The organism is Streptomyces sp. SJL17-4, from assembly GCF_036826855.1.
GTDB lineage: Bacteria > Actinomycetota > Actinomycetes > Streptomycetales > Streptomycetaceae > Streptomyces.
The window spans coordinates 6,647,269-6,670,117 of the sequence record NZ_CP104578.1; the positions used below are offsets into that span (position 1 = coordinate 6,647,269).

Sequence of the window (22,849 nt, forward strand, 5' to 3'; positions counted from 1 at the left end):
GTACAACTCGGTCCATGGGGTGCACGCACGGGGGGCGGCTCGCGGGAGACGAGCCCAGGATCGTTTCCTCGGACCATGTCGACTCAGACCTTGTCGACTCACACCCTGTCGACGATGCCCACCTTTCCCTCCGCGCGGGCGCAGTGTCCGCCGCAGTACCAGCTGCCGTCGACCTCGACGCCCTGTCCGATGATCTGGACCCGGCAGTGCTCGCAGATGGGCGCCATACGGTGGATGGCGCAGGCGAAGCAGTCGAAGACATGGATCGCGCCCTGCGCATGTACCTCGAAGGACATGCCGTAATCGTTTCCGCAGACCTCACAACGTGCCATGCGCCACAGGGTGAGGGCTCCCGGCGGGCGTGCGCAGCTCGGCACGCCCGCAGGGCCGGGGGTGTCACCCGTCTGCCGGGGCCACGTCCCGCAGCAGCTGGGTGTACGCCGCCTCGTCGACGATCGGCGTGCCGAAGGACTTGGCCTTGACGGTCTTGGAGGTGGCGGAGTCCGGGTCGTTGGTGACGAGGAGGCTCGTCAGCCGGGAGACGCTCCCCGCCACATGGAGTCCGGCGTCGACCGTACGGTCCTCCAGGAGCTCCCGGTCGACGGAGGTGTCTCCCGAGAACGCCACCCGCATGCCCTGCTTGAGCGGTTTGTCCGTCTCGTACCGGCCGGGGTTGGGGTACGGGCACGGCGGCCGCTTCCGCGAGGGACGCCAGCTGCCCGCCCGGTACGAGGAGGCGTACCCGGCCTGGTGGCCGATCCGCGGCTGCTGCGCGGGTGACGCGGCCCACTCGGTCAGCGGCCGGCATTCGAGCAGCGGCAGCCGTACGTTGCGCTCGGCCGCCGCGTGCAGGCTCGGCCGGAACGCCTCCGCGAGCACGCGCGCGTCGTCGAGCGCGTTGTGCGCGCGCTGCTGCACGACACCGAAGTGCGCGGCGAGCGACTCCAGCTTGTGATTGGGCAGCGGCAGCGACAGCTCCTTGGCGAGCGCGATCGTGCACAGCCGCTGCCGCACCGGCGCGGCCGACTCCGCGCGCGCGTACTCCCGGGCGATCATCTGCCAGTCGAACATCGCGTTGTGCGCGACGAGCACCCGCCCGTCCAGCCGGGTCGCGAACTCCGCCGCGATCTCCGGGAAGAGCGGCGCGCCCTCCAGGACGTCGGTGGTGAGCCCGTGGATCCAGACGGGTCCCGGATCACGCTCGGGGTTGACGAGCGTGTACCAGTGGTCCTCGACGTTCCCCTGGGCGTCCAGCCGATAGACGGCAGCCGACACTATCCGGTCGTCGCGGGCGAGTCCGGTGGTCTCCACGTCGACGACCGCGTACCCCTGTGGGTAGGCGGCCGGCCACGTCGCTGCTGTCGTACGGTCGTCAAGCACGGTCACTGAGAATACGGCCCGCGACCGACAACTCCGTCCCCGGTGTCCCCGGCGGCCCCGGCGAGCAGCCCGTCCACCAGGGCGCGCACCGAGTCGACGAACAGGCGCTCGGTGTCGATGGAGGCGGCCAGCGCGCGGGCGAGGGGGCCGTCGGACTCGGCGTCCTCGGCGCTCCACAGCTCCTCCTCGGCGGGCGACTGCGCCGGTGCGCGCTCCCGGTTGCGCTCCACCAGGACATAGCCGACGACCTGGAACTGCACCGCGCGGACGGCCCGCGCCGCGTGCGCCCCGCGCAGTCCCGCGGCGTGCGCCTCGTGGACCAGGGCGCGCTGGGCGGGCAGGAACATGCGTTCCGTCAGGCCCCGTTCGTGGACCATCGCGACCAGGTGGGGGCGCTCGCGCAGGGCGCGGCGCAGCGCGCGGGCGACCGAGACGAGGCGCTCGGCCGGGGTCGCGCCGCGGGGGCGGATCGTGTCGAGATCGGCGACCGTCCGCTCGACCAGGGCGTCGAGCAGGGACTCCCGGTTGCCGACGTGCCAGTAGATCGAGGTGACCGCGGTGCCGAGCTCGGCCGCGAGTCTGCGCATGGTGAGGGCGTCCGGGCCGTGCTGCTTCACCAGGGCGGCGGCCGTCTCGAGAACCTCCTCCCGGGTGAGTGCGGTGCGCGCCATCCGTTCCCCCAACTCTGTCGCGTGCACGGGTCTTTACCCTTCATCGCCGCCGGTGTAACTCTGTTACAGACCCGACCCCCCGAAGGGTGGTACGTCATGACACGAGTACGGTACGGGGCTCGCACGGACGCCGAGATCACGGCGGCCCGCACGAAGAGCGCCAAGCTCCCCGACATCTGGTCCACCGGAGTGGTAGCCGTCTGGGAGACCGATCCGGAGGTGGTGGCGGCCGTCCTGCCGCCCCCGCTGAAGCCCACCGAGCGGCCCCTCGTGCGGGCCAACATCTCCCAGGTCGACCTGCCCGGCTACCCCCTCGGCGCCGGCTCGGTGGCCGTCGCCGCCGCCCACGGCGACCGCGAGGGCTGGTACCCGCTGGTCATGCCGATGACCCACGAGCGCGCCCTCGTCGGCGGCCGCGAGGTCTTCGGCGAACCGAAGAAGCTCGGCGCGGTCGTCGTCGAGCGCGACGGGCTCGTCGTCCGCGCCTCCCTCGGGCGGCACGGCATCGACTTCGTCGAGGTGCGCGGCGCGGTCTCCGGACCACTGCCGCTCCCGGAGCCGGTCGAGAAGACCGACTTCTACTTCAAGTTCCTGCCGGGCGTGGAGGGTTCGGGCTTCGACGCCGACCCCGTCCTCGTCCACTGCGTCCGCAACGAGAAGGTGCGGAAGCTGGAGCGGATCACCGGCGACGTGGTGCTGCGCGAGTCCATGTACGACCCGGTCGCCGACCTCCCCGTACGCCGGCTCGTCGAGATCACCATCGGCGAGAAGACCACCGACCAGCGGGGCACGGTCGCCGAGCGGGTCTCCGCGCAGGCCCTCCTGCCGTACATCCACCAGCGGTACGACGACCCGCAGCAGATCCTCGACGGCCCGCCCGAGGGGAGCGTCTGATGGAGCTCCGCGAGGGACAGGTCGCCGTCGTCACCGGCGCGGCGAGCGGCATCGGGCTCGCGATGGCCCGCCGCTTCGCCGCCGAGGGCCTGGCCGTCGTCCTCGGCGACGTCGAGGAGGGCGCGCTCGCCGAGGCCGCCGACGAGCTGATGGCGAGCGGGGCGCAGGTCCTCGCCCGGACGGTCGACGTCTCGGACGCCGACGGGGTACGGGCGTTCGCCGAGGCCGCCTACGACACCTTCGGAGCCGTCCACGTCCTCTGCAACAACGCGGGCGTCGGCTCCGGCGCCGAGGGCCGCATGTGGGAGCACGAGCCCAACGACTGGAAGTGGGCGTTCTCCGTCAACGTCTGGGGCGTCTTCCACGGCATCCAGGCCTTCGTCCCCCGGATGCTCGCGGGCGGCGAACCCGGCCATGTCGTCAACACCTCCTCCGGCGACGGCGGCATCGCCCCGCTGCCCACCGCCTCCGTGTACGCGGTCACCAAGGCGGCCGTCGTCACCATGACCGAGTCGCTCTACGCCCACCTCAGGGCCGAGCACGCGCGCGTGAGCGCCTCCGTGCTCTTCCCCGGGCCGCACATGCTCCGCACCGGCCTCTGGGAGTCGCACCGCAACCGCCCCGAGCGGTACGCCAAGGAGCGCCCGCGCAGGACCCCGTACCGCAGCCTCGACCAGTGGGAGGCCGCCATGAAGGAGGCCGGGCACGAGGTCGCCTTCACCCCGGTGGAGGAGGTCGCCGAGCACGTCGTCGACGGCATCCGTGCCGACCGCTTCTGGATGCTGCCGGAGAGCGAGCACAGCGACCGGCAGATCCGGGCGCGCTCGCGGTCGATGCTCGACCGCTCGAACCCGTCGTACCTGGAGAACTTCATCCTCGACTGAGGGGGCCCCGATGGCCGATCCGAACGACCCGTATCTGATCATCTCCTCCGACTGCCACGCCGGGCTGCCCACCGAGCGGTACCGGCCCTACCTCGACTCCCGCTTCCACGGCGCGTTCGACGACTTCCTCGCCGGACGCGAGGCCCGCCGGGAGGCCATGACCCGGCTCGGGGTGCGCAACGAGGCCTTCGCGAACAAGTGGTTCAGCGACAACGAGGAAGGGCTGCGCGGCGGCTGGGACGCCGGGCAGCGGCTCAAGGAGCTCGACGGCGACGGGGTGGCGGCCGAGGTCGTCTTCCCCGACGCGGACGCCGTCGACAGCCAGACCGCCGCGCCCTTCGGGGTCGGCCTCGGGCTCTCCGGCGACCAGGACCCGGAGCTCGGCATGGCGGGCGCGCAGGCGCACAACCGCTGGCTGGCCGAGTTCGTGGGACGGAATCCCGAGCGGCACTGCGGGGTGGCGCTGCTGCCGATCACCGCCGAGCCGGCGAAGGTCGTCGCCGAGATCCACCGGGCCAAGGAGTCCGGGCTCGGGGCGCTGATGATCCCCTCCATGTGGGTGGACAAGGAGCCGTACCACGACCGGCGCTACGACCCGGTCTGGGCGGCCGCCGCCGAGACCGGGATGCCGCTGGTCACCCACTCCGGAGCGGCACCGCGCGAGGAGTACGGCGACCACCTCGGCATCTACGTCTCCGAGGTCACCTGGTGGCCGGCCAGGCCGCTGTGGTTCCTGCTCTGGTCGGGCGTCTTCGAGCGGCACCCCGGCCTCCGGTTCGGGGTCGCCGAGTCCGGCTGCTGGTGGCTGCCGAACCTCCTCTGGTTCATGGACCGGCTCTACCTCGGCGCGCACGGCGGCAAGAAGCTGTCCCCGTTCGCGGAGCTGAGGCGGCCGCCGAGCGAGTACCTGGACCGGCAGGTCTTCATCTGCGCCACCAACACCAAGCGGCGTGAACTCGCCCAGCGGTACGAGATCGGCGTCGACAACATCCTGTGGGGCTCGGACTTCCCGCACCCGGAGGGAACCTGGCCGGACACGCGCGCGTGGCTCCGGAAGACCTTCCACGACATTCCGGTGACGGAGACCCGCCGGATGCTGGGCCTCGCGGCGGCCGAGGTCTTCGGATTCGACGTCCAGAAGCTGGATCCGATCGCCCGCCGCATCGGCCCCACCCCCGCCGACCTGGGCCAGCCCGCCGACCAGACCGCCGTGGAGGCCTCCTGGGCCCGCTCGCGCGAGGTCGGCCGGCACTGGCTGACGGACCACGACTTCCCCACCCTGGGGGTGAGCTGATGGACCGCTACACCGTGATCTCGGCGGACTGTCACGCCGGCGCCGACCTCCTCGACTACCGCCCCTACCTGGAGAGGAAGCACCACGAGGCCTTCGACGCCTGGGCCGCCACCTACGTCAACCCGTACGAGGATCTGCTTGCCGACACCGCCGACCGCAACTGGAACTCCGAGCGCCGGCTGCGCGAGCTGGAGGCGGACGGCATCGTCGCCGAGGTCGTCTTCCCCAACACCGTCCCGCCGTTCTTCCCCAAGGCCTCCCTGATGGCCCAGCCGCCCACCGCGGCCGAGTACGAGCAGCGGTGGGCCGGACTCCAGGCGCACAACCGCTGGCTCGCCGACTTCTGCGCCGCCGCGCCGGGGCGCAGGGCGGGCGTGGCGCAGATCCTCCTCAACGACGTGGACGCGGCGGTCGGCGAGATCCGCCGGGCCCGCGAGGCCGGGCTCACCGGCGGCATCCTGCTGCCCGGTGTGCCGCCCGGCTCGACCGTGCCCGAGCTGTACTCGGAGGCGTACGACCCGATCTGGGCGGTCTGCGCCGAGCTCGACGTCCCGGTCAACCACCACGGCGGCTCGGCGTCACCGCCGCTGGGCGACGAACCGGCCGCCCGGGCGGTCTTCATGGTGGAGACCACCTGGTTCTCGCACCGGGCGCTGTGGCACCTGGTCTTCGGCGGGGCGTTCCGGCGCCACCCGGGGCTCAAGCTGGTCCTGACCGAGCAGGGCTCGGGCTGGATCCCGGGCGTGCTCGACATGCTGGACTACTACCACGGCCGCCTGGTGTCGGCGGCGACGAAGGCCTCCGCGGGGGCTTCCCCCGGCGCCACCGGCGCCCCCGGGGCCTCCACCGCGGAGTCGAAGTTCGGCGCGGGCCTCGCCGAGGCCATGGGCAAGGGCCCCAGCGCGGTCTGGCGGGACAACTGCTTCGTCGGCGCGAGCTTCATGCGCCCCCACGAGGTGCCGCTGCGCGACCGGATCGGCCTCGACAAGATCATGTGGGGCAGCGACTACCCGCACGACGAGGGCACCACCCCGTACTCCCGCGAAGGCCTCCGGATCGCCTACGCCGGGCTGCCGAGGGAGGAGGTCGCGGCGATGGCCGGCGGCAACGCGGCCCGCGTCTACGGCTTCGACCTGCCGTACCTGGACTCCCTCGCCGCGGTCCACGGACCGACCGTCGAGGAGATCGCCGAGCCCCTGAAGGAGGTTCCCGCGGGCGCCACCAGCCCGGCCTTCGCCCCGGGCGGGTCGGTCCGCGTCTGGTGACCCGCCCGGTGCGACGCTCCTGACGTGACCGACGCGCCCGAGATGACCGACGTCCCCGAACACGAGGCCCACGGCGGAGGCCTCGGCTCCCGTCTCAACTGGCTCCGGGCCGCCGTGCTCGGAGCCAACGACGGAGTCGTATCCACCGCGGGCCTCGTCGTCGGCGTCGCCGGCGCCACCGAGTCCCAGGCCGCCCTGCTCACCGCGGGTCTCGCGGGGCTGCTGGCCGGATCGATGTCGATGGCGGCGGGGGAGTACGTCTCGGTCTCCACCCAGCGCGACTCCGAGAAGGCCGCCCTGGCGCAGGAGAAGCGCGAACTGCGCGAGGATCCGGAGGCGGAACTCGCCGAACTGACCGGCCTCCTGGCCGCCCGCGGCCTCTCCGCCGACGTGGCCCGCGAGGCCGCCGAGCAGCTCACCGCCCGCGACGCCCTGCGCGCCCACGCGCGCGTGGAGCTGGGCATCGACCCGGACCAGCTCACGATCCCCTGGCACGCGGCCGCCGCGAGCTTCCTCGCCTTCACCGTCGGCGCCCTGCTCCCGCTCCTCGCGATCGTCCTTCCACCGGCCTCGGCGCGCCTCTGGGTCACGGTCGTCTCCGTCCTCGCGGCCCTGGCCTTCACCGGCTGGTGGAGCGCTCGCCTGGGCGCCGCCCCCACGGGCCGCGCGATGCTCCGCAACGTCGCGGGAGGTGCCCTGGCGATGGCGGTCACCTACGGCGCGGGCTCGTTGCTGGGAGCGACGGGCGTGTAGGCCTCCCGGGGGCGGTTGTCCCGGAGCCGGTTGTCCCGGAGGTTGCCCCGGGGGCGGCTGTCAGAAGGTGCCAAGGCTTGCTGACAACTCGTCTCGCATACTTGTTGGTAACGACGTCTATCCGCACCCCCGCCCCCGCCCCTACCGTCGACCGCATGCCCAACCTGCCCGATGTCGTGCTCTGGTCCATACCGGCGTTCGTCCTGCTCGCCGTCCTGGAGATGGTCGGCTACCGCCTCCATCCCGACGAGGAAGCCGCCGGTTACGAGGCCAAGGACACGGCCACGAGCATGGGCATGGGGCTCGGGAGCCTCTTCGTCGACCTCGTGTGGAAGATCCCGATCGTCGCGATCTACACGGCGGTCCACGAGCTCACCCCGCTCCGCGTCCCCCTCCTCTGGTGGACGATCCCGCTGATGCTGCTCGCCCAGGACTTCTTCTACTACTGGCAGCACCGCGGCCACCATGTCGTCCGGATCCTGTGGGCGTCCCACGTCGTGCACCACAGCAGCCGCAGGTTCAACCTCTCCACCGCGCTGCGGCAGCCCTGGACGGGCTTCACCTCGTGGCCGTTCTATCTGCCGATGATCGCGCTCGGCGTCCACCCGGCCGCCGTCGCCTTCTGCTCCTCGGTCAGTCTCGTCTATCAGTTCTGGATCCACACCGAGCGCGTCGACAAGCTGCCCAGGCCCTTCGAGTACGTCCTCAACACCCCCTCCCACCACCGCGTCCACCACGCCTCCCAGGGCGGCTACCTGGACCGGAACTTCGGCGGGATCCTCATCGTCTGGGACCGGATGTTCGGCTCCTGGGTCGGCGAGACCGACCGGCCCGTCTACGGCCTCACCAAGAACATCGAGACCTACAACCCCCTGCGCGTCGCCACCCACGAGTACGCCGCCATCGCCCGCGACCTCCGCGCCGCCCACGACTGGCGCGAGCGGGCCGGCCGGGTCCTCCGCGGCCCGGGCTGGCAACCGGCCGCCGCCGCGCCGGCAGCCGCCACCGACACCCGTTCCAACACCTGTACCGACACCCGTACCGAATCCCGTACCGACAAGGCCACCCCGGAGCGCGCCGCGTGAAGACCTCCTCCTCCACGCTCTCCCGCGCACTGCTCGCCGCCTTCGGCCTCGCGACCGCCGTCGACCTGATCTCGCTGCTCGCCGGCGCCGAGCTCGGCCACCAGATCGCCAAGCCGCTCCTGATGCCGCTGCTCGCCGCGTACGCCGTCACCCGGGGCGCCCCCAGGCCGCTGACCGCCGCGCTGCTCCTCGGCTGGGGCGGAGACGTGTTCCTGCTCTCCGACGCCGACTGGGCCTTCCTCGTCGGCATGGGCTCCTTCGCCGCCGGCCACGTCTGCTACCTGGTCCTCTTCGGACGACGCCGTACGTCCCCGGCGCTCGGCGCCCTGTACGCGGCCGTCCTCGTCGGCACCGTCGTGCTCCTCTGGCCCGACCTCCCCGCCGACCTCCGCGTCCCGGTCGCCGGCTACTCGCTGCTCCTCACCGCCATGGCGTACCGCGCGAGCGCCCGCGGTCTCCTCGCGGGAGTGGGCGGCGCGCTCTTCCTGCTGTCCGACACCCTGATCGCCACCGGGGTCGCCGAGTGGCCCCAGCTGCCCGCTCCCGACTTCTGGGTCATGCTGACCTACATCGCGGCGCAGTACCTGCTGCCGGCGGGCGCGCTCCACGCGATGTACGGTGAGCGTCGTACAACCGTCTGACAGCAAGGAACGCCCGCCATGCGCGCCACCACCATCCACGCCCCGTTCGACATGCGCGTGGAGGACGTGCCCGACCCGGTGGTGCGCGACGCCACCGACGTCGTCGTCCGCGTCCTGCGCGCCTGCGTCTGCGGCAGCGACCTGTGGGCGTACCGCGGAGAGTCGGCCCGGCAGCCCGGCCAGCGCATCGGGCACGAGTTCCTCGGCATCGTCGAGGCGGCGGGCTCCGAGGTCACCGGCTTCACCGCCGGAGACCTCGTCGTCGCCCCCTTCGTCTGGTCGGACGGCACCTGCGACTACTGCGCCGAGGGCCTCCAGACCTCCTGCCCGAGCGGCGGCTTCTGGGGCTCGGTCGGCTCCGACGGCGGCCAGGGCGAGGCCGTCCGCGTCCCCTTCGCCGACGGCACCCTCGTCAAGCTGCCCGCCGACGCCGCCTCCGACGACCACCTGCTCACCGCGCTCCTGGCGCTCTCCGACGTCCTGGGCACCGGCCACCACGCCGCCCTCGGCGCCGGGGTCCGCAAGGGCTCCACGGTCGCCGTCGTCGGCGACGGCGCCGTCGGCCTCTGCGGTGTCCTCGCCGCCAAGCGCCTCGGCGCCGAGCGGATCATCGCGCTCGGGCGGCACACCACCCGCACCGACATCGCCCGCCGCTTCGGCGCCACCGACGTCGTCGCCGAGCGCGGCGAGGCCGCCGAGGCCGCCGTCCGCGAGCTGACCGGCGGCCAGGGCGCCCACGCCGTCATCGAGGCCGTCGGCACCGAGCAGTCCATGCGGACCGCCGTCGCCATCGCCCGCGACGGAGGCTCCATCGGTTACGTCGGCGTCCCGCACGGCAGCGGCACCGGGCTCGACCTGTCCGTCATGTTCGACCGGAACATCGCGCTCCGCGGCGGGGTCGCCCCCGTCCGCGCGTACATCCCGGAGCTGCTCCCCGACGTCCTCGACGGCACCATCGACCCGTCGCCAGTGTTCGACCTGACCGTCGGCCTCGACGACGTCCCGGGCGGCTACAAGGCGATGGACGAGCGCACCGCCCTCAAGGTCCTCGTCAAGCCGTAGTCCAGACGGCGTCGTCCCCACCCTGGAGGCCCGGCGGGCGGGACCAGCCCGTCGGGCCGCCCTCGTACGCGACGGGCGACAGCGCGTGCCGCAGCCGCCCGAGCGGCCCCTCCGACTCGGTGAGGTACCGCTCGGGTTCGTACCTCGGCAGCGCGTGCGTCAGCCAGTGCCCCGTCTGGGCGAGGGCGAGCCGGACGAGCCGCGTGCCGCCGTCCCGGTCCTGCTCGGTCAGCGACCGCAGGACCGCCGCCGCGAGCAGATAGCCCGTGCCGTGGTCCAGGGCCTGCGCGGGCAGCGCGCCCGGCTGCTCCGCCGAACCCTCGGCCGTCGCGATCCCGGTCGCCACCTGGACCAGGCTGTCGAAGCCGCGCCGCCCGGCCCACGGCCCGTAGTCGCCCCAGGCGGAGAGCCGTGCGGTGACGAGACCGGGGCGGTGGAGGTCGAAGCGGTCGAGGGCGCCCGGCCGGTAGCCGGTGACCAGTACATCGGCCGCGTCCAGGAGCTCGTCGAAGGTACGCCGGTCCGACGGGCGGTCCAGATCGAGCGCGGCGGTCCGCTTGCCGACGTCCGTGTCCGCGTGCTGGTCCGGCAGTTCGGGATTGCCCGGCGGGTCGATCCGCAGCACGTCCGCACCGAGCAGCGCGAGCGTCCGGGTCGCGACGGGACCCGCGATCACCCGGGTCAGGTCAAGGACCCGCAGGGGTCCCGTACGACGCCGGGGCCGGGCCTCGTCGAGCCGCTCCCGGGTCAGCAGCGGCCGCGCCGCCACCTCCCGGCCCTGCTCGTGCGCCGCCCACTGCGCGGGGGTCCGCAGGGCGACGGCCAGGCCCCCGGCCGCGTACACCGCCGTCTCGACCTCGACGGCCTTCCGCTCGCCGATCGCGGCCGCGACGGCCTCCACCGACCCCTCGCCCACGCCCAGAGCGGCGATCAACGCGGCCCGGTGGTGCGGGTAGTTGGCATGGGTACGGACCCAGCCGTCGGCCGCCCGCCAGAACCGCGACAGCGGTGCGAAGTTCACCGGGGTCCGCCCGTCGACCCGCAGATGACGCTCGCTCACGAAGGCGGTGGCGACGGCCCCGTCGTCCACCCGCACCGGGCCCGGGAGACCGGCCCGCTCGACGGCGGCGAGTCCGGCGACCGCGACCGCCGACCGGGCCAGCTCCATCACCGGAAGCCGCGCGGCCAGCAGTCCCGCGGGCCCGCCGTACTCCACCCGGTCCACCAGGGCGGGATCACCGCCGAGGGCCGACCACAACAACTCCGTACCGGTGCGCACTGTGTTGTCCATGACGGCAGTGTGGCACTGAGTGCCAGGCGTCATGCGAAGGGCCCTGGTGTGGCACACCCCACCAGGGCCCTCGCTCATTCAGTCACCGATCAGCGGCGGACGGCGTCCAGCGCGTCGATCAGACCGGCCCCGTAGAAGCCGTTCTTGTTCTTGCCACCCTCGCAGACGGCGTCGATCGTGCCGTCGCCCTCGATGTCGTACGGGTTGGTGCAGGCGCGGTCGTCGGCCTGCGCGTACAGCAGCGCCTTCAGCGCCGCCGGGCTCGCGTAGGGGTGCGTCGACTTGATGAGCGCGAGGACACCCGCCGCGTGCGGCGAGGCCATCGACGTACCGGCCTTGTAGTTGTAGCCACCGTTGACCGTGGTCGACAGGATGCGACCGTTGACCGCCGGGGCGCCCGGGGTCTGGTACTCGGTGCGGTCGCCGCCGGGGGCGGCGACGTCGATGATGCCGAGGCCGTAGTTGGAGTACGACGACTTCAGGTCCTTGGCACCGGTCGCGGAGACGGTGACGACGCCCGGCAGCATGGCCGGGTAGTCGAAGCACACCTTCGGGTCGATGACCCGCTCGGCCGGGACGGTGTCGTTCGGGCTGCTCTTGTCGACGATCGAGTCGGCCGCGAGGTCGAACTTCGAGTTGCCGGCCGCCGCGACGTTGACGGTGCCCTTGCGCTCCGCGTAGCGGGTCGCACGGGTGACCGCCTCGATGAGGGCCTTCTGGTCCTCGTCGGTCTTGCAGGCGAACATCCACGGGTCGGTGTAGTAGCTGTTGTTCGTGATCTCCACACCCTGCTCGGCCGCCCACATGAAGCCGCAGACCACGGCCTCGGTGTAGAAGAAGCCGTCCGGGGTGGACACCTTGATGCCGGAGACCTTGACGCCCGGGGCGACACCGGTGATGCCGACGCCGTTCTTGGCGGCGGCTATGGTGCCGGCGACGTGGGTGCCGTGGTCGCTCTCGCCCGGGTTCGGACGCCACGAGCCGGGGGTGGTGTCCGGCTTGCCCGACACGCAGTTGGCGGACGCGGCGACGTCGAAGTTCGGCGCCAGGTCCGGGTGGGTGTCGTCGACACCCGTGTCGATGACGGCGACGGTGACGCGCTTGCTGCCGAGCGTCTTCGCGTGGGCCTTGTCCGCCTTGATGGCGGGAAGGTCCCACTGCAGGGGCTCCAGCGGGTCCTGCGCGTCCGTGGCGCTCGCCGCGGCGGCCTTGGCCTCGGCCGCGGACAGCGTCTGGGCGCCCTCGTCGACGGCGTCGTCCGCCTGGGCGGACAGCGGGGCGGTACGGGTCGAACCGGCCGACACCACACCACGCGCCTGACGGATCGTCTTCGCGAACTCGGGGTTCTGCGAGTGGACGACGATCACGCCTATCTGGTCGTACGAGACGACCACCTCGCCGCCGGCGGCGGCGATCGCCTTCTTCACCGAGGCGGCCGTCCAGCGACCCCCCTCGACGTTGACGACGTACGTCAGCTTCGGCCCGTTCGTCGCCACCGCTGCCGTAGCCGGTGCGTCGCTCAGATCCGCGGCGGAGGCGGCGCCGGAGGGAAGGAAGCCGAGCGAAGCCGTGAGCGCGAGACCAACCGGCAGAGCGAGAGCTCGGCCGCGCCTCGATCCCAGATGAGCCATGGGTTCTCCACATCATCCGTATGTACTGCTCGCGCGCGGGTTTGCGCGCGGGCAGGTGCATGACGAGTGAAGCTATCGCTGATCTTCCCGGCGCTTCAATGAGTTGAGAAGACTTCATGAAGATCTGTGCGAATAAATCCCTCGTGTGAACCGCTTCGCTTCGCGCTCCGTGCCGTTGTGCAGGGGAGGAGCTCCGATCGGAGCGCCGGTTCCCGCACCCCTGGTGAGGCCCCCTTGACCATGCCGTCCGTCCCCGCGTCACGAGGAGATTCCGTGGCTACCGAAGCACCGCCGCCGCCCAGAAACGGGACGGATGCCGCATCCGCTCCCGTAACGCCCACGACGGAACAGTTCGTCGAGGTGCAGGAGGGCGCGGAGTTCGGCGAACTGCGCCGTACGTACCGTTCCTTCGCCTTCCCGCTCACCCTGGCCTTCATCGCCTGGTACCTGCTGTACGTGCTGCTCTCCAACTACGCGGGCGGCTTCATGGGGACCAAGGTCTTCGGCAACATCAACGTGGCCCTCGTCCTCGGCCTCGGCCAGTTCGCCACCACCTTCCTCATCGCCTGGCTCTACTCGCGGCACGCGGCGAACCGGCTCGACCCCCAGTCCGACGCCATCAGAATGCGCATGGAGGGCGACGCATGAGCACCCCCGTCCTGCTCGCGGCGGGCAACGCCACCAGCGAGCACCGACCGCTGATCATCGCCCTCTTCGGGGCCTTCGTCATCGCGACCCTGGTCATCACCGTCTGGGCCGGCCGCCAGACCCGCAGCGCCGCCGACTTCTACGCCGGCGGCGGCCAGTTCACCGGCTTCCAGAACGGCCTCGCGATCTCCGGCGACTACATGTCCGCCGCGTCCTTCCTCGGCATCAGCGGCGCCATCGCCCTCTACGGCTACGACGGCTTCCTGTACTCGATCGGCTTCCTGGTCGCCTGGCTCGTCGCGCTGCTCCTGGTCGCCGAACCGCTGCGCAACTCCGGCCGGTTCACCATGGGCGACGTCCTCGCCTACCGGATGCGCCAGCGGCCCGTCCGCACCGCCGCCGGCACCTCCACCATCGTCGTCTCGATCTTCTACCTGCTCGCGCAGATGGCGGGCGCGGGCGTGCTCGTCTCGCTGCTGCTCGGCATCACCAGCGACGGCGGCAAGATCGCGATCGTCGCCCTCGTCGGCGTCCTGATGATCGTCTACGTGACGATCGGCGGCATGAAGGGCACCACCTGGGTGCAGATGGTGAAGGCCGTCCTGCTCATCGCGGGCACGCTCCTCATCACCTTCCTCATCCTGCTGAAGTTCGACTTCAACCTCTCGCAGCTGCTCGGCGCCGCCGCGACCAACAGCGGCAAGGGCGACGCCTTCCTGGAGCCCGGCCTCAAGTACGGCGTGAGCGCCCTCTCGAAGCTCGACTTCCTCTCCCTCGGCATCGCCCTCGTCCTCGGCACCGCCGGCCTGCCGCACATCCTGATCCGCTTCTACACGGTGCCGACCGCCAAGGCCGCCCGTAAGTCGGTCAACTGGGCCATCGGCATCATCGGCGGTTTCTACCTGATGACGATCGTCCTCGGCTTCGGCGCCGCCGCCCTGCTCAGCGGCGACACCATCAAGGCGTCCAACAAGGCGGGCAACACGGCGGCCCCGCTCACCGCCCTGGAGGTCGGCGGCGGCGCCGACTCCACCGGCGGCGCGATCCTCCTCGCCGTCATCTCCGCCGTCGCCTTCGCCACCATCCTCGCCGTGGTCGCCGGTCTGACCCTGGCCTCGTCCTCGTCCTTCGCGCACGACATCTACGCGAACGTGATCAAGCGCGGGAAGGCCACCGAGAAGGAGGAGATGCGGGCCGCCCGCTGGTCCACCGTCCTCATCGGCATCGTCTCGATCGCGCTCGGCGCCCTCGCCCGCGACCTCAACGTCGCCGGCCTGGTCGCCCTCGCCTTCGCGGTCGCCGCCTCGGCCAACCTGCCGACGATCCTCTACTCGCTGTTCTGGAAGAGGTTCACCACCCAGGGCGCGCTCTGGTCGATCTACGGCGGACTGATCTCCTCCGTCGTCCTCGTCCTCTTCTCGCCGGTCGTCTCCGGCGGCCCGGCCTCGATGTTCAAGGGCGTGGACTTCCACTGGTTCCCGCTGGAGAACCCCGGCCTCGTCTCGATCCCGCTCGGCTTCCTCCTCGGCTGGCTCGGCTCGCTCTTCTCCAAGGAGGAGCCGGACGCCGGCAAGTACGCGGAGCTGGAGGTCAAGTCCCTCACCGGTGTCGGGGTCGCCGCGGCGATCAAGCACTGACCGGAGCGCAGCCGACCGTATACGGTCCGCGATTCCCGGACGGCCGCGTCGTAGAGTTCTACGACGCGGCCGCTCCGGTCCTCGTGACAATCTGCCCTGCTCGTGGGCCGCGTGCTCACGTAGGCTCGAACCACACGCCATCACCACGACGGGGAGGGGGCCCACAGTGCTCATCGACACCTATGGCCGGGTGGCCACCGACCTGCGCGTCTCGCTCACCGACCGCTGCAATCTCCGCTGCACGTACTGCATGCCGGAAGAGGGCCTGCAGTGGCTCGCGAAGCCCGATCTCCTCACCGACGACGAGATCGTCCGGCTCATCCGCATCGCCGTCACCGACCTCGGCGTCACCGAGGTCCGCTTCACCGGCGGCGAGCCCCTCCTCCGCCCCGGCCTCGTCGGCATCGTCGAGCGCTGCGCGGCCCTGGAGCCGCGCCCCCGGATGTCCCTCACCACCAACGGCATCGGGCTGAAGCGCACGGCCGCCGCACTGAAGGCCGCCGGTCTCGACCGGGTCAACGTCTCCCTGGACACCCTGCGCCCCGAGGTCTTCAAGACCCTCACCCGGCGCGACCGTCACCAGGACGTCCTCGACGGCATGGCCGCCGCCCGCGAGGCCGGCCTCACCCCGGTCAAGGTCAACGCCGTCCTGATGCCCGGGCTCAACGCCGACGAGGCCCCCGACCTGCTCGCCTGGGCGGTCGCGGAGGGTTACGAGCTCCGCTTCATCGAGCAGATGCCGCTGGACGCCCAGCACGGCTGGAAGCGCGACGGCATGATCACCGCCGGGGACATCCTGGAGTCCCTGCGCACCCGCTTCACCCTGACGCCGGAAGGCGCCGACGAGCGGGGCTCGGCCCCCGCCGAGCGCTGGGTCGTGGACGGCGGATCGCACACGGTCGGCGTCATCGCCTCCGTCACCCGTCCGTTCTGCCGGGCCTGCGACCGCACCCGGCTCACCGCCGACGGCCAGGTGCGGACCTGTCTGTTCGCCACCGAGGAGACCGACCTGCGGGCCACGCTCCGCTCGGACGCCTCCGACGCCAAGGTCGCGGAGCTCTGGCGGAAGGCGATGTGGGGCAAGAAGGCCGGCTCCGGCCTCGACGACCCCGAATTCCTCCAGCCCGACCGTCCGATGTCGGCGATCGGCGGCTGAGCGGGGAAGGCCAAAGGCGGCCCCAGGGCCCGCAGCCCTGGGCCCGCCTGTCGGATCAGGCCTCGGCGGACTCCCAGTCGGCCAGCGGTACGACGTCCTTGAGGAAACCCCGTACACCCAGGAACTGGGACAAGTGCTCCCGGTGCTCCTCGCACGCGAGCCAGGTCTTGCGACGCTCGGGCGTGTGCAGCTTGGGGTTGTTCCACGCGAGCACCCATACGGCGTCGGCGCGGCAGCCCTTGGCGGAACAGATCGGCTTCTCTTCGCTCACCTGATCATTGTCCAGCAAGGGCGATGCCGAGCAGCCACGGGGGGAGCTGCCCGGCATCGGTCCGTCGCTCCGACGGGGGATGCGGAGCGCGTAGGCAGTATGTCACGGCACATGGGGTGTCGTGCACCGGAACTTCACGATTGATCTGAGCTTTTCTTGAGCTTTCCGGCCACTGTCCGTGATCAGTTCCGGCCGTACGGTCGCTCCGTGTCCCCGTCCGCGGAGGCCTCCGCGGCACCGATCGCGGGCCGTACCGGTGCCGGTACGAAGGTGGAGGGAAGGGACGGAGAGGTCTCACGTCCCGCGTTCGCGATGACCACCGCGATATAGGGGAGCAGGATGCCCAGGGCGAGCGCCACGATCGCCACGTGCCGTTCGACGTTCCACAGCACCGCGGCCGCGATCACCGACAGCGTCCTGACCGTCATCGAGATGATGTAGCGCCGCTGCCGTCCCCGGACGTCGTCCGCGAGCCCCTGCCGGGCCCCCGTGATCCGGAAGACCTCGCTCCCGCCACGCTTCGGCATCGCCGTCCACCACCCACCGGTCGCGCCGGACTCTCCCCGGTCCGGACCTCGTTCCACCGTACGCCCGCCCTTCTCCGCCGACGAGACCGGGGCACGGATGGCGCTGTCCGACATGCGTCGTATGGCGGATGCGCCGAGACTGGGCGCACATGCGTACAAGGAGGCGACGATGAGTTGGTTGTGGGCGATCATCGTGGGATTCGTCCTGGGCCTGATCGCGAAGGCGATCCTGCCGGGGAAGCAGCAGATCCCGCTCTGGCTGACGACCGTGTTCGGCATTCTCGGCAGCGTGCTCGGCAACGCCGTCGCGACCTGGATCGGTGTCAACGACACCAAGGGCATCGACTGGACCCGCCACCTGCTCCAGCTGATCGGCGCCGTCGCGGTGGTCGGAGTGGGCGACATGCTGTGGGCCTCGATCAAGGGCAGCAGACAGCGGGCCTAGCTCCGCTCATCGACTCCACGAGAACCGGGAGGCCCGGTACGGCACGCGATGTGCCGCACCGGGCCTCCCGGCGTGTCCGTGCGGTGCTACGGGATCACGCGCCGGTGAACTCGATCGCCGCCAGGTTCTTCTTGCCGCGCCGCAGCACCAGCCAGCGGCCGTGCAGCAGTTCGTCCGCCGACACCTCGGCGTCCTCGGCGGTGACCTTCACGTTGTTCACGTACGCCCCGCCCTCCTTCACCGTGCGGCGCGCCCCCGACTTGCTCGGGGCGAGGCCGACCTCGGTGAACAGGTCGACGACCTGACCCAGCTCGGTCACCCGCGCGTGCGGCAGCTCGGACAGGGCGGCGGCCAGCGTCGCCTCGTCCAGCTCCGCCAGGTCGCCCTGGCCGAACAGCGCCTTGGAGGCGTTGATGACGGCCGCGCACTGGTCGGCGCCGTGCACCAGAGCGGTCAGCTCCTCGGCCAGCGCACGCTGCGCGGCGCGCGCCTGCGGCCGCTCGGCGGTCTGCGCCTCCAGCGCCTCCAGCTCCTCGCGGGACTTGAAGGACAGGATCCGCATGTACGTCGAGACGTCCCGGTCGTCCACGTTCAGCCAGAACTGGTAGAACGCGTACGGCGTGGTCATCTCCGGGTCGAGCCAGACGGCGCCGCTCTCGGTCTTGCCGAACTTGGTGCCGTCCGCCTTGACCATCAGCGGGGTCGCCAGCGCGTGCGCCTCGGCGCCCGGCTCCAGGCGGTGGATCAGGTCGAGGCCGGCCACCAGGTTGCCCCACTGGTCCGAGCCGCCCTGCTGGAGGGTGCAGCCGTACCGGCGGTACAGCTCCAGGAAGTCCATGCCCTGGAGCAGCTGGTAGCTGAACTCGGTGTAGCTGATGCCCTGCTCGGACTCCAGGCGCCGGGCGACGGAGTCCTTGGTCAGCATCTTGTTGACCCGGAAGTGCTTGCCGATGTCCCGCAGGAACTCGATCGCCGACAGGCCGGCGGTCCAGTCCAGGTTGTTCACCATGACCGCCGCGTTCTCCCCCTCGAAGGAGAGGAACGGCTCGATCTGCGAGCGCAGCCGGTTCACCCAGTTCGCGACCGTCTCGGGGTCGTTCAGGGTGCGCTCGGCCGTCGGCCGCGGGTCACCGATCTGACCGGTGGCCCCGCCGACCAGCGCCAGCGGCCGGTGCCCGGCCTGCTGGAGCCGGCGGACGGTGAGGACCTGGACCAGGTGGCCGACGTGGAGACTGGCCGCGGTCGGGTCGAAACCGCAATAGAAGGTGACGGGACCGTCCGCGAGAGCCTTGCGCAGTGCGTCCTCATCGGTGGACTGGGCGAAGAGCCCACGCCACTTCAGCTCGTCGACGATGTCGGTCACGTCGTCCGTCTCCTTGTGATGCCGGTGATGCCGGTGGGAAAAACTCGGGGGAACAGCTGTCTCAGTCTAGGTGGGTCAGACCCCCTTGCTGACCGAGCTCATGTTGAAGTCGGGGATCCGCAGGGCGGGCATCGCGGCTCGGGTGAACCAGTCGCTCCACTCGCGCGGCAGCGTCTTCTCCGTCCGGCCCGCCTCGGAGGCCCGCGACAGCAGGTCCACCGGCGACTCGTTGAACCGGAAGTTGTTCACCTCGCCGACCACCTCGCCGTTCTCGACGAGGTAGACGCCGTCCCGGGTCAGTCCGGTGAGCAGCAGCGTCGCCGGGTCGACCTCGCGGATGTACCAGAGGCAGGTGAGGAGCAGACCGCGCTCCGTCGAGGCGACCATCTCCTCCAGGGAGCGCTCGCCCCCGCCGTCCAGGATGAGGTTCTCCGCTCCGGGAGCCATCGGCAGGCGAGTGAGTTCCGCCGTGTGCCGGGTGGTGATCAGACGCTCCAGCTTCCCGTCGCGCACCCAGTCCGTCGGTGCGACCGGCAGACCGTTGTCGAAGACGGAGGAGTCGTCGCCCGAGGAGTGGGCGATGACGAACGGCGCGGACTCCAGGCCCGGTTCGTTCGGGTCGCTGCGCAGGGTCAGCGGCAGCGGGGACAGGGTCTCGCCGAGCCGGGTGCCGCCACCGGGCTTGGAGAAGACCGTACGGCCCTCGACCGCGTCCCGGGCCGTGGAGGACCACAGCTGGTAGATCAGCAGGTCGGCCACGGCCGTCGGCGGCAGCAGCGTCTCGTACCGCCCGGCGGGCAGCTCGATGCGGCGCTCCGCCCAGCCGAGGCGGGTCGCCAGCTCGGCGTCGAGCGCGGCCGGGTCGACGTCCTTGAAGTCCCGCGTCGAGCGGCCGGCCCAGGCGGACCGCGAGCGGTCGGGGGACTTGGCGTTCAGCTCCAGGGTGCCCTTGGGCTGGTCGTGGCGCAGCCGCAGGCCCGTCGACGTCCCCAGATAGGTGGAGGTCAGCTCGTGGTTGGCGAAGCCGTAGAGCTCACGGCCGCCGACCCGGGCGCGGGCGAAGGCCTCGCCGAGCGCCGGCGCGAAGTCGGCGAACACGGCGGAGGACGTCTCCGCGGGCGCGTCGGTGAAGTCCGGCGACGAGGGCACGCCCGTCACCAGCGGCTGGGCGTCCTCGGCGGGCCCGGCGGCACGCGCGGCGGCCTCTGCGGCCCGCACCAGCGGCTCCAGGTCGTCGACGGTCACGGCGGACCGGGAGACGACACCGGAGGCGGTGCCCTGCGCGCCGTCGACGGTCGCGATGACGGTGAGCGTACGGCCGCGGGTGACACCGTTGGTGGTGAGCGCGTTGCCCGCCCAGCGCAGATTCGCCGAGGACTCCTCGTCGGCGATGACGACACACCCGTCGGCACGGGACAGCTCCAGGGCCCGCTCGACGATCTCGTACGGCTTGCTGACGCGGCTCATCGCCCGGCCTCCTGCGTCGTGTTAAGGATGTTGACGCCCCGGAAGAGGGCGGAGGGGCAGCCGTGGGAGACCGCGGCGACCTGGCCCGGCTGCGCCTTGCCGCAGTTGAAGGCGCCGCCGAGGACGTACGTCTGCGGGCCGCCGACCTGCTCCATCGATCCCCAGAAGTCGGTGGTCGTCGCCTGGTAGGCCACGTCCCGCAGCTGACCGGCGAGCCGGCCGTTCTCGATGCGGAAGAAGCGCTGCCCGGTGAACTGGAAGTTGTAGCGCTGCATGTCGATCGACCAGGACCGGTCACCGACCACGTAGATGCCGCGCTCCACACCCCCGATCAGGTCCTCGGTCGACAGACCGCCCGGGTCCGGCTGGAGCGAGACGTTCGCCATCCGCTGCACCGGCACGTGCGCGGGGGAGTCGGCGAAGGCGCAGCCGTTCGACCGGCCGAGGCCGGTGAGCTTCGCGATCCGCCGGTCCAGCTGGTAGCCGACGAGCGTGCCGTCCTTCACCAGGTCCCAGCTCTGCGCCTCGACGCCCTCGTCGTCGAACCCGACCGTCGCGAGACCGTGCTCGGCGGTCCGGTCACCCGTCACGTTCATGATCGAGGAGCCGTACGCCAGCTTGCCCAGCTGGTCGAAGGTCGCGAAGGACGTGCCCGCGTACGCCGCCTCGTAGCCGAGGGCCCGGTCCAGCTCGGTGGCGTGCCCGATCGACTCGTGGATCGTCAGCCAGAGGTTCGACGGGTCGACGACCAGGTCGTACCGGCCCGCCTCGACGCTCGGCGCCCGCATCTTCTCGGCGAGCAGCGCCGGAATCTCGTCCAGCTCCTTGTCCCAGTCCCAGCCGGTGCCCGTCAGGTACTCCCAGCCCCGCCCGACCGGCGGCGCGATCGTCCGCATCGAGTCGAACTCGCCGGTCGTCTCGTCGACGGCGACCGCCGTGAGCTGCGGGTGCAGCCGGACACGCTGCTGGGTGGTCACGGTGCCGGCGGTGTCCGCGTAGAACTTGTTCTCGTGGACGGTGAGCAGCGAGGCGTCCACATGCGCCACGCCCTCCGCCCGAAGCAGCCGGGAACTCCAGTCGGCGAGCAGCGCGCTCTTCTCCTCGCCGGGGATGGAGAAGGGGTCGATCTCGTACGAGGAGACCCAGGTGCGCTCCTCGTGCACCGGCTCCGCCGCGAGCTCCACCCTCTCGTCGGAGCCCGCCGCCGCGATCACCTTGGCCGACAGCTTCGCCATGGCGACCGCCTGCGAGGCGACCTTCGCGGCCCCGTCCATGGTCAGGTCGACCCCGGACGCGAAGCCCCAGGCCCCGCCGTGCACCACCCGCACCGCGTAGCCGAGGTCCGTGGTGTCCGAGGAACCGGACGGTTTGGCGTCGCGCTGCCGCCAGGAGGCGCTGCGCACCCGCTCCAGGCGGAAGTCCGCGTGCTCGGCACCGAGCGCGCGCGCTCGGGCGAGCGCCGCGTCGGCGAGCGCCCGCAGGGGCAGCGCGACGAACGAAGGGTCGATCTGGTGGACCACGAGCGGCCTCGCTCTCGGTGATCGGAAGGCTGTGGTGGAGCTGTGGTGGAGCTGTCGTTGATCTGCCCCGGAAGTCAATCACGGGACGGCCCGCGGAGTCGGCGCATTACCGACGTCGGGTGGCCTGAGCTGTAGGGACCCGACAGTGACACCCGGGAGCCACTGTGGGAGGTCGATTCCTCATGTCGGGGGCGATACCGATAGGTTTTCGGCTACCAGACCGCTATCGAAAGGGTGATCCGTTGAGCCGCTCGGTTCTCGTCACCGGAGGAAACCGGGGCATCGGCCTCGCCATCGCCCGCGCGTTCGCCGAGTCCGGCGACAAGGTCGCGATCACGTACCGCTCCGGCGAGCCGCCGGCGGCCCTCACCGAGCTCGGCTGCCTGGCCGTCAAGTGCGACATCACCGACGGTGAGCAGGTGGAGCAGGCGTACAAGGAGATCGAGGAGAAGCACGGTCCGGTGGAGGTCCTCGTGGCCAACGCCGGCGTGACGAAGGACCAGCTCCTCATGCGCATGTCCGAGGAGGACTTCACCTCGGTCGTCGACACCAACCTCACCGGCACCTTCCGGGTCGTCAAGCGTTCCAACCGCGGAATGCTGCGCGCCAAGAAGGGCCGCGTCGTCCTGATCTCCTCGGTGGTCGGTCTGCTGGGCTCCGCCGGCCAGGCCAACTACGCCGCCTCCAAGGCCGGCCTGGTGGGCTTCGCCCGTTCCCTCGCGCGTGAGCTGGGCTCCCGCAACATCACCTTCAACGTCGTCGCGCCCGGCTTCGTCGACACCGCGATGACCGCGGTGCTCACCGACGAGCAGCGCGCGGGCATCGTGTCCCAGGTGCCGCTGGGCCGCTACGCCCAGCCGGAGGAGATCGCCGCCGCGGTGAAGTTCCTCGCCTCCGACGACGCCTCGTACATCACTGGAGCCGTCATCCCGGTTGACGGCGGATTGGGCATGGGTCACTGACC

23 protein-coding genes are annotated in these 22,849 nt (G+C 71.4%); 13 read left to right on the forward strand and 10 right to left on the reverse strand.

From position 1 onward, the window contains the following. Positions 1 to 98: 98 nt before the first annotated feature. From N5875_RS29880 to N5875_RS29890, 3 genes are all read right to left on the reverse strand, one after another. Complete coding sequence (locus tag N5875_RS29880; RefSeq protein WP_015032679.1) at positions 99 to 332, reverse strand: hypothetical protein; 234 nt, start codon at positions 330 to 332, stop codon at positions 99 to 101. Between the two features lie 64 nt (positions 333 to 396). After that, positions 397 to 1,386, reverse strand: a complete 990-nt coding sequence (locus N5875_RS29885) for a DEDDh family exonuclease (RefSeq protein ID WP_318207097.1) — start codon at positions 1,384 to 1,386, stop codon at positions 397 to 399. Beyond that, entirely contained in the window at positions 1,383 to 2,051 is a 669-nt protein-coding gene (locus N5875_RS29890; protein ID WP_338497287.1) for a TetR family transcriptional regulator, read from the reverse strand. Before N5875_RS29890 ends, N5875_RS29885 begins: the two co-directional genes overlap by 4 nt. A 96-nt stretch (positions 2,052 to 2,147) precedes the next feature. On the opposite strand from N5875_RS29890, the gene N5875_RS29895 reads away from it, so the two are divergent. The 8 genes from N5875_RS29895 to N5875_RS29930 all read left to right on the forward strand — a co-directional run bounded on the left by N5875_RS29895 (position 2,148) and on the right by N5875_RS29930 (position 9,929). Beyond that, on the forward strand, positions 2,148 to 2,945 hold the full coding sequence (locus N5875_RS29895; protein WP_318207095.1) for an acetoacetate decarboxylase family protein: 798 nt from the start codon (positions 2,148 to 2,150) through the stop codon (positions 2,943 to 2,945). Next, positions 2,945 to 3,829: an SDR family NAD(P)-dependent oxidoreductase gene (locus N5875_RS29900; RefSeq protein ID WP_338497290.1), complete on the forward strand. Its 885-nt coding sequence runs from the start codon at positions 2,945 to 2,947 to the stop codon at positions 3,827 to 3,829. The genes N5875_RS29895 and N5875_RS29900 overlap by 1 nt, the downstream gene beginning before the upstream one ends. Positions 3,830 to 3,839: 10 nt before the next feature. Continuing rightward, a complete protein-coding gene (locus tag N5875_RS29905; RefSeq protein ID WP_338497292.1) occupies positions 3,840 to 5,123 on the forward strand; it encodes an amidohydrolase family protein in 1,284 nt (427 codons plus the stop codon). Then, complete coding sequence (locus N5875_RS29910) at positions 5,123 to 6,388, forward strand: amidohydrolase family protein (protein ID WP_338497293.1); 1,266 nt, start codon at positions 5,123 to 5,125, stop codon at positions 6,386 to 6,388. Before N5875_RS29905 ends, N5875_RS29910 begins: the two co-directional genes overlap by 1 nt. 42 nt (positions 6,389 to 6,430) lie before the next feature. Then, positions 6,431 to 7,141 carry a VIT family protein gene (locus N5875_RS29915; protein ID WP_318207381.1) on the forward strand — a complete coding sequence of 237 codons (711 nt, stop codon included), beginning with the start codon at positions 6,431 to 6,433 and terminating at the stop codon, positions 7,139 to 7,141. A gap of 155 nt (positions 7,142 to 7,296) precedes the next feature. Then, a complete protein-coding gene (locus N5875_RS29920; RefSeq protein WP_338497295.1) occupies positions 7,297 to 8,226 on the forward strand; it encodes a sterol desaturase family protein in 930 nt (309 codons plus the stop codon). Continuing rightward, positions 8,223 to 8,867 carry a lysoplasmalogenase gene (locus N5875_RS29925; protein ID WP_338497296.1) on the forward strand — a complete coding sequence of 215 codons (645 nt, stop codon included), beginning with the start codon at positions 8,223 to 8,225 and terminating at the stop codon, positions 8,865 to 8,867. Before N5875_RS29920 ends, N5875_RS29925 begins: the two co-directional genes overlap by 4 nt. 18 nt (positions 8,868 to 8,885) lie before the next feature. After that, a complete protein-coding gene (locus tag N5875_RS29930; RefSeq protein WP_318207089.1) occupies positions 8,886 to 9,929 on the forward strand; it encodes a zinc-dependent alcohol dehydrogenase family protein in 1,044 nt (347 codons plus the stop codon). Here N5875_RS29930 and N5875_RS29935 read toward each other — a convergent pair. Next, positions 9,919 to 11,220, reverse strand: coding sequence for a CoA transferase (locus N5875_RS29935; protein WP_318207088.1), 1,302 nt, complete (start codon positions 11,218 to 11,220; stop codon positions 9,919 to 9,921). The two genes, N5875_RS29930 and N5875_RS29935, sit on opposite strands and share 11 nt — an antisense overlap. A gap of 89 nt (positions 11,221 to 11,309) precedes the next feature. Continuing rightward, positions 11,310 to 12,851 carry a S8 family serine peptidase gene (locus N5875_RS29940; RefSeq protein ID WP_338497298.1) on the reverse strand — a complete coding sequence of 514 codons (1,542 nt, stop codon included), beginning with the start codon at positions 12,849 to 12,851 and terminating at the stop codon, positions 11,310 to 11,312. 273 nt (positions 12,852 to 13,124) lie between these two features. Between N5875_RS29940 and N5875_RS29945 the strand changes: the two genes are divergently transcribed. The 3 genes from N5875_RS29945 (at position 13,125) to moaA (ending at position 16,292) form a co-directional block, all read left to right on the forward strand. Then, positions 13,125 to 13,499, forward strand: a complete 375-nt coding sequence (locus N5875_RS29945; RefSeq protein WP_318207086.1) for a DUF485 domain-containing protein — start codon at positions 13,125 to 13,127, stop codon at positions 13,497 to 13,499. Beyond that, a complete protein-coding gene (locus tag N5875_RS29950) occupies positions 13,496 to 15,136 on the forward strand; it encodes a cation acetate symporter (protein ID WP_318207085.1) in 1,641 nt (546 codons plus the stop codon). The genes N5875_RS29945 and N5875_RS29950 overlap by 4 nt, the downstream gene beginning before the upstream one ends. A gap of 166 nt (positions 15,137 to 15,302) precedes the next feature. Continuing rightward, on the forward strand, positions 15,303 to 16,292 hold the full coding sequence (gene moaA / locus N5875_RS29955; RefSeq protein WP_338497301.1) for a GTP 3',8-cyclase MoaA: 990 nt from the start codon (positions 15,303 to 15,305) through the stop codon (positions 16,290 to 16,292). Between the two features lie 55 nt (positions 16,293 to 16,347). On the opposite strand, the gene N5875_RS29960 is transcribed toward moaA, so the two are convergent. Both N5875_RS29960 and N5875_RS29965 read right to left on the reverse strand, forming a co-directional pair. Next, positions 16,348 to 16,563 (reverse strand): hypothetical protein, encoded by a 216-nt coding sequence (locus N5875_RS29960; RefSeq protein WP_189830380.1) that lies wholly within the window; start codon positions 16,561 to 16,563, stop codon positions 16,348 to 16,350. A gap of 182 nt (positions 16,564 to 16,745) precedes the next feature. Then, positions 16,746 to 17,090, reverse strand: coding sequence for a DUF3099 domain-containing protein (locus tag N5875_RS29965; protein WP_318207380.1), 345 nt, complete (start codon positions 17,088 to 17,090; stop codon positions 16,746 to 16,748). A 169-nt stretch (positions 17,091 to 17,259) separates the two neighbouring features. On the opposite strand from N5875_RS29965, the gene N5875_RS29970 reads away from it, so the two are divergent. Next, on the forward strand, positions 17,260 to 17,535 hold the full coding sequence (locus N5875_RS29970; protein ID WP_318207083.1) for a GlsB/YeaQ/YmgE family stress response membrane protein: 276 nt from the start codon (positions 17,260 to 17,262) through the stop codon (positions 17,533 to 17,535). A 94-nt stretch (positions 17,536 to 17,629) separates the two neighbouring features. On the opposite strand, the gene tyrS is transcribed toward N5875_RS29970, so the two are convergent. From tyrS to N5875_RS29985, 3 genes are all read right to left on the reverse strand, one after another. After that, on the reverse strand, positions 17,630 to 18,898 hold the full coding sequence (gene tyrS, locus N5875_RS29975; RefSeq protein WP_338497309.1) for a tyrosine--tRNA ligase: 1,269 nt from the start codon (positions 18,896 to 18,898) through the stop codon (positions 17,630 to 17,632). A 75-nt stretch (positions 18,899 to 18,973) separates the two neighbouring features. Continuing rightward, complete coding sequence (locus N5875_RS29980) at positions 18,974 to 20,365, reverse strand: metallopeptidase TldD-related protein (RefSeq protein WP_318207081.1); 1,392 nt, start codon at positions 20,363 to 20,365, stop codon at positions 18,974 to 18,976. Further along, the gene (locus tag N5875_RS29985; protein ID WP_318207080.1) at positions 20,362 to 21,885 is read right to left on the reverse strand and encodes a TldD/PmbA family protein; all 1,524 of its coding nucleotides are present in this window, start codon (positions 21,883 to 21,885) and stop codon (positions 20,362 to 20,364) included. Before N5875_RS29985 ends, N5875_RS29980 begins: the two co-directional genes overlap by 4 nt. A 242-nt stretch (positions 21,886 to 22,127) precedes the next feature. On the opposite strand from N5875_RS29985, the gene fabG reads away from it, so the two are divergent. After that, positions 22,128 to 22,847, forward strand: coding sequence for a 3-oxoacyl-[acyl-carrier-protein] reductase (fabG, locus tag N5875_RS29990; protein WP_318207079.1), 720 nt, complete (start codon positions 22,128 to 22,130; stop codon positions 22,845 to 22,847). Positions 22,848 to 22,849 lie beyond the last annotated feature (2 nt).

Excerpts from the sequence above, each read along its gene's own strand:
- N5875_RS29940 (WP_338497298.1), bottom strand. The coding sequence starts at position 12,851 with ATGGCTCATCTGGGATCGAGGCGCGGCCGAGCTCTCGCTCTGCCGGTT.
- N5875_RS29965 (WP_318207380.1), bottom strand. The coding sequence starts at position 17,090 with ATGCCGAAGCGTGGCGGGAGCGAGGTCTTCCGGATCACGGGGGCCCGG.
- N5875_RS29905 (WP_338497292.1), top strand. The coding sequence starts at position 3,840 with ATGGCCGATCCGAACGACCCGTATCTGATCATCTCCTCCGACTGCCAC.
- N5875_RS29890 (WP_338497287.1), bottom strand. The coding sequence starts at position 2,051 with ATGGCGCGCACCGCACTCACCCGGGAGGAGGTTCTCGAGACGGCCGCC.
- N5875_RS29880 (WP_015032679.1), bottom strand. The coding sequence starts at position 332 with ATGGCACGTTGTGAGGTCTGCGGAAACGATTACGGCATGTCCTTCGAG.
- N5875_RS29970 (WP_318207083.1), top strand. The coding sequence starts at position 17,260 with ATGAGTTGGTTGTGGGCGATCATCGTGGGATTCGTCCTGGGCCTGATC.
- N5875_RS29910 (WP_338497293.1), top strand. The coding sequence starts at position 5,123 with ATGGACCGCTACACCGTGATCTCGGCGGACTGTCACGCCGGCGCCGAC.
- N5875_RS29920 (WP_338497295.1), top strand. The coding sequence starts at position 7,297 with ATGCCCAACCTGCCCGATGTCGTGCTCTGGTCCATACCGGCGTTCGTC.
- N5875_RS29950 (WP_318207085.1), top strand. The coding sequence starts at position 13,496 with ATGAGCACCCCCGTCCTGCTCGCGGCGGGCAACGCCACCAGCGAGCAC.
- N5875_RS29980 (WP_318207081.1), bottom strand. The coding sequence starts at position 20,365 with ATGAGCCGCGTCAGCAAGCCGTACGAGATCGTCGAGCGGGCCCTGGAG.
- N5875_RS29930 (WP_318207089.1), top strand. The coding sequence starts at position 8,886 with ATGCGCGCCACCACCATCCACGCCCCGTTCGACATGCGCGTGGAGGAC.
- N5875_RS29915 (WP_318207381.1), top strand. The coding sequence starts at position 6,431 with ATGACCGACGTCCCCGAACACGAGGCCCACGGCGGAGGCCTCGGCTCC.
- N5875_RS29935 (WP_318207088.1), bottom strand. The coding sequence starts at position 11,220 with ATGGACAACACAGTGCGCACCGGTACGGAGTTGTTGTGGTCGGCCCTC.
- N5875_RS29895 (WP_318207095.1), top strand. The coding sequence starts at position 2,148 with ATGACACGAGTACGGTACGGGGCTCGCACGGACGCCGAGATCACGGCG.
- N5875_RS29900 (WP_338497290.1), top strand. The coding sequence starts at position 2,945 with ATGGAGCTCCGCGAGGGACAGGTCGCCGTCGTCACCGGCGCGGCGAGC.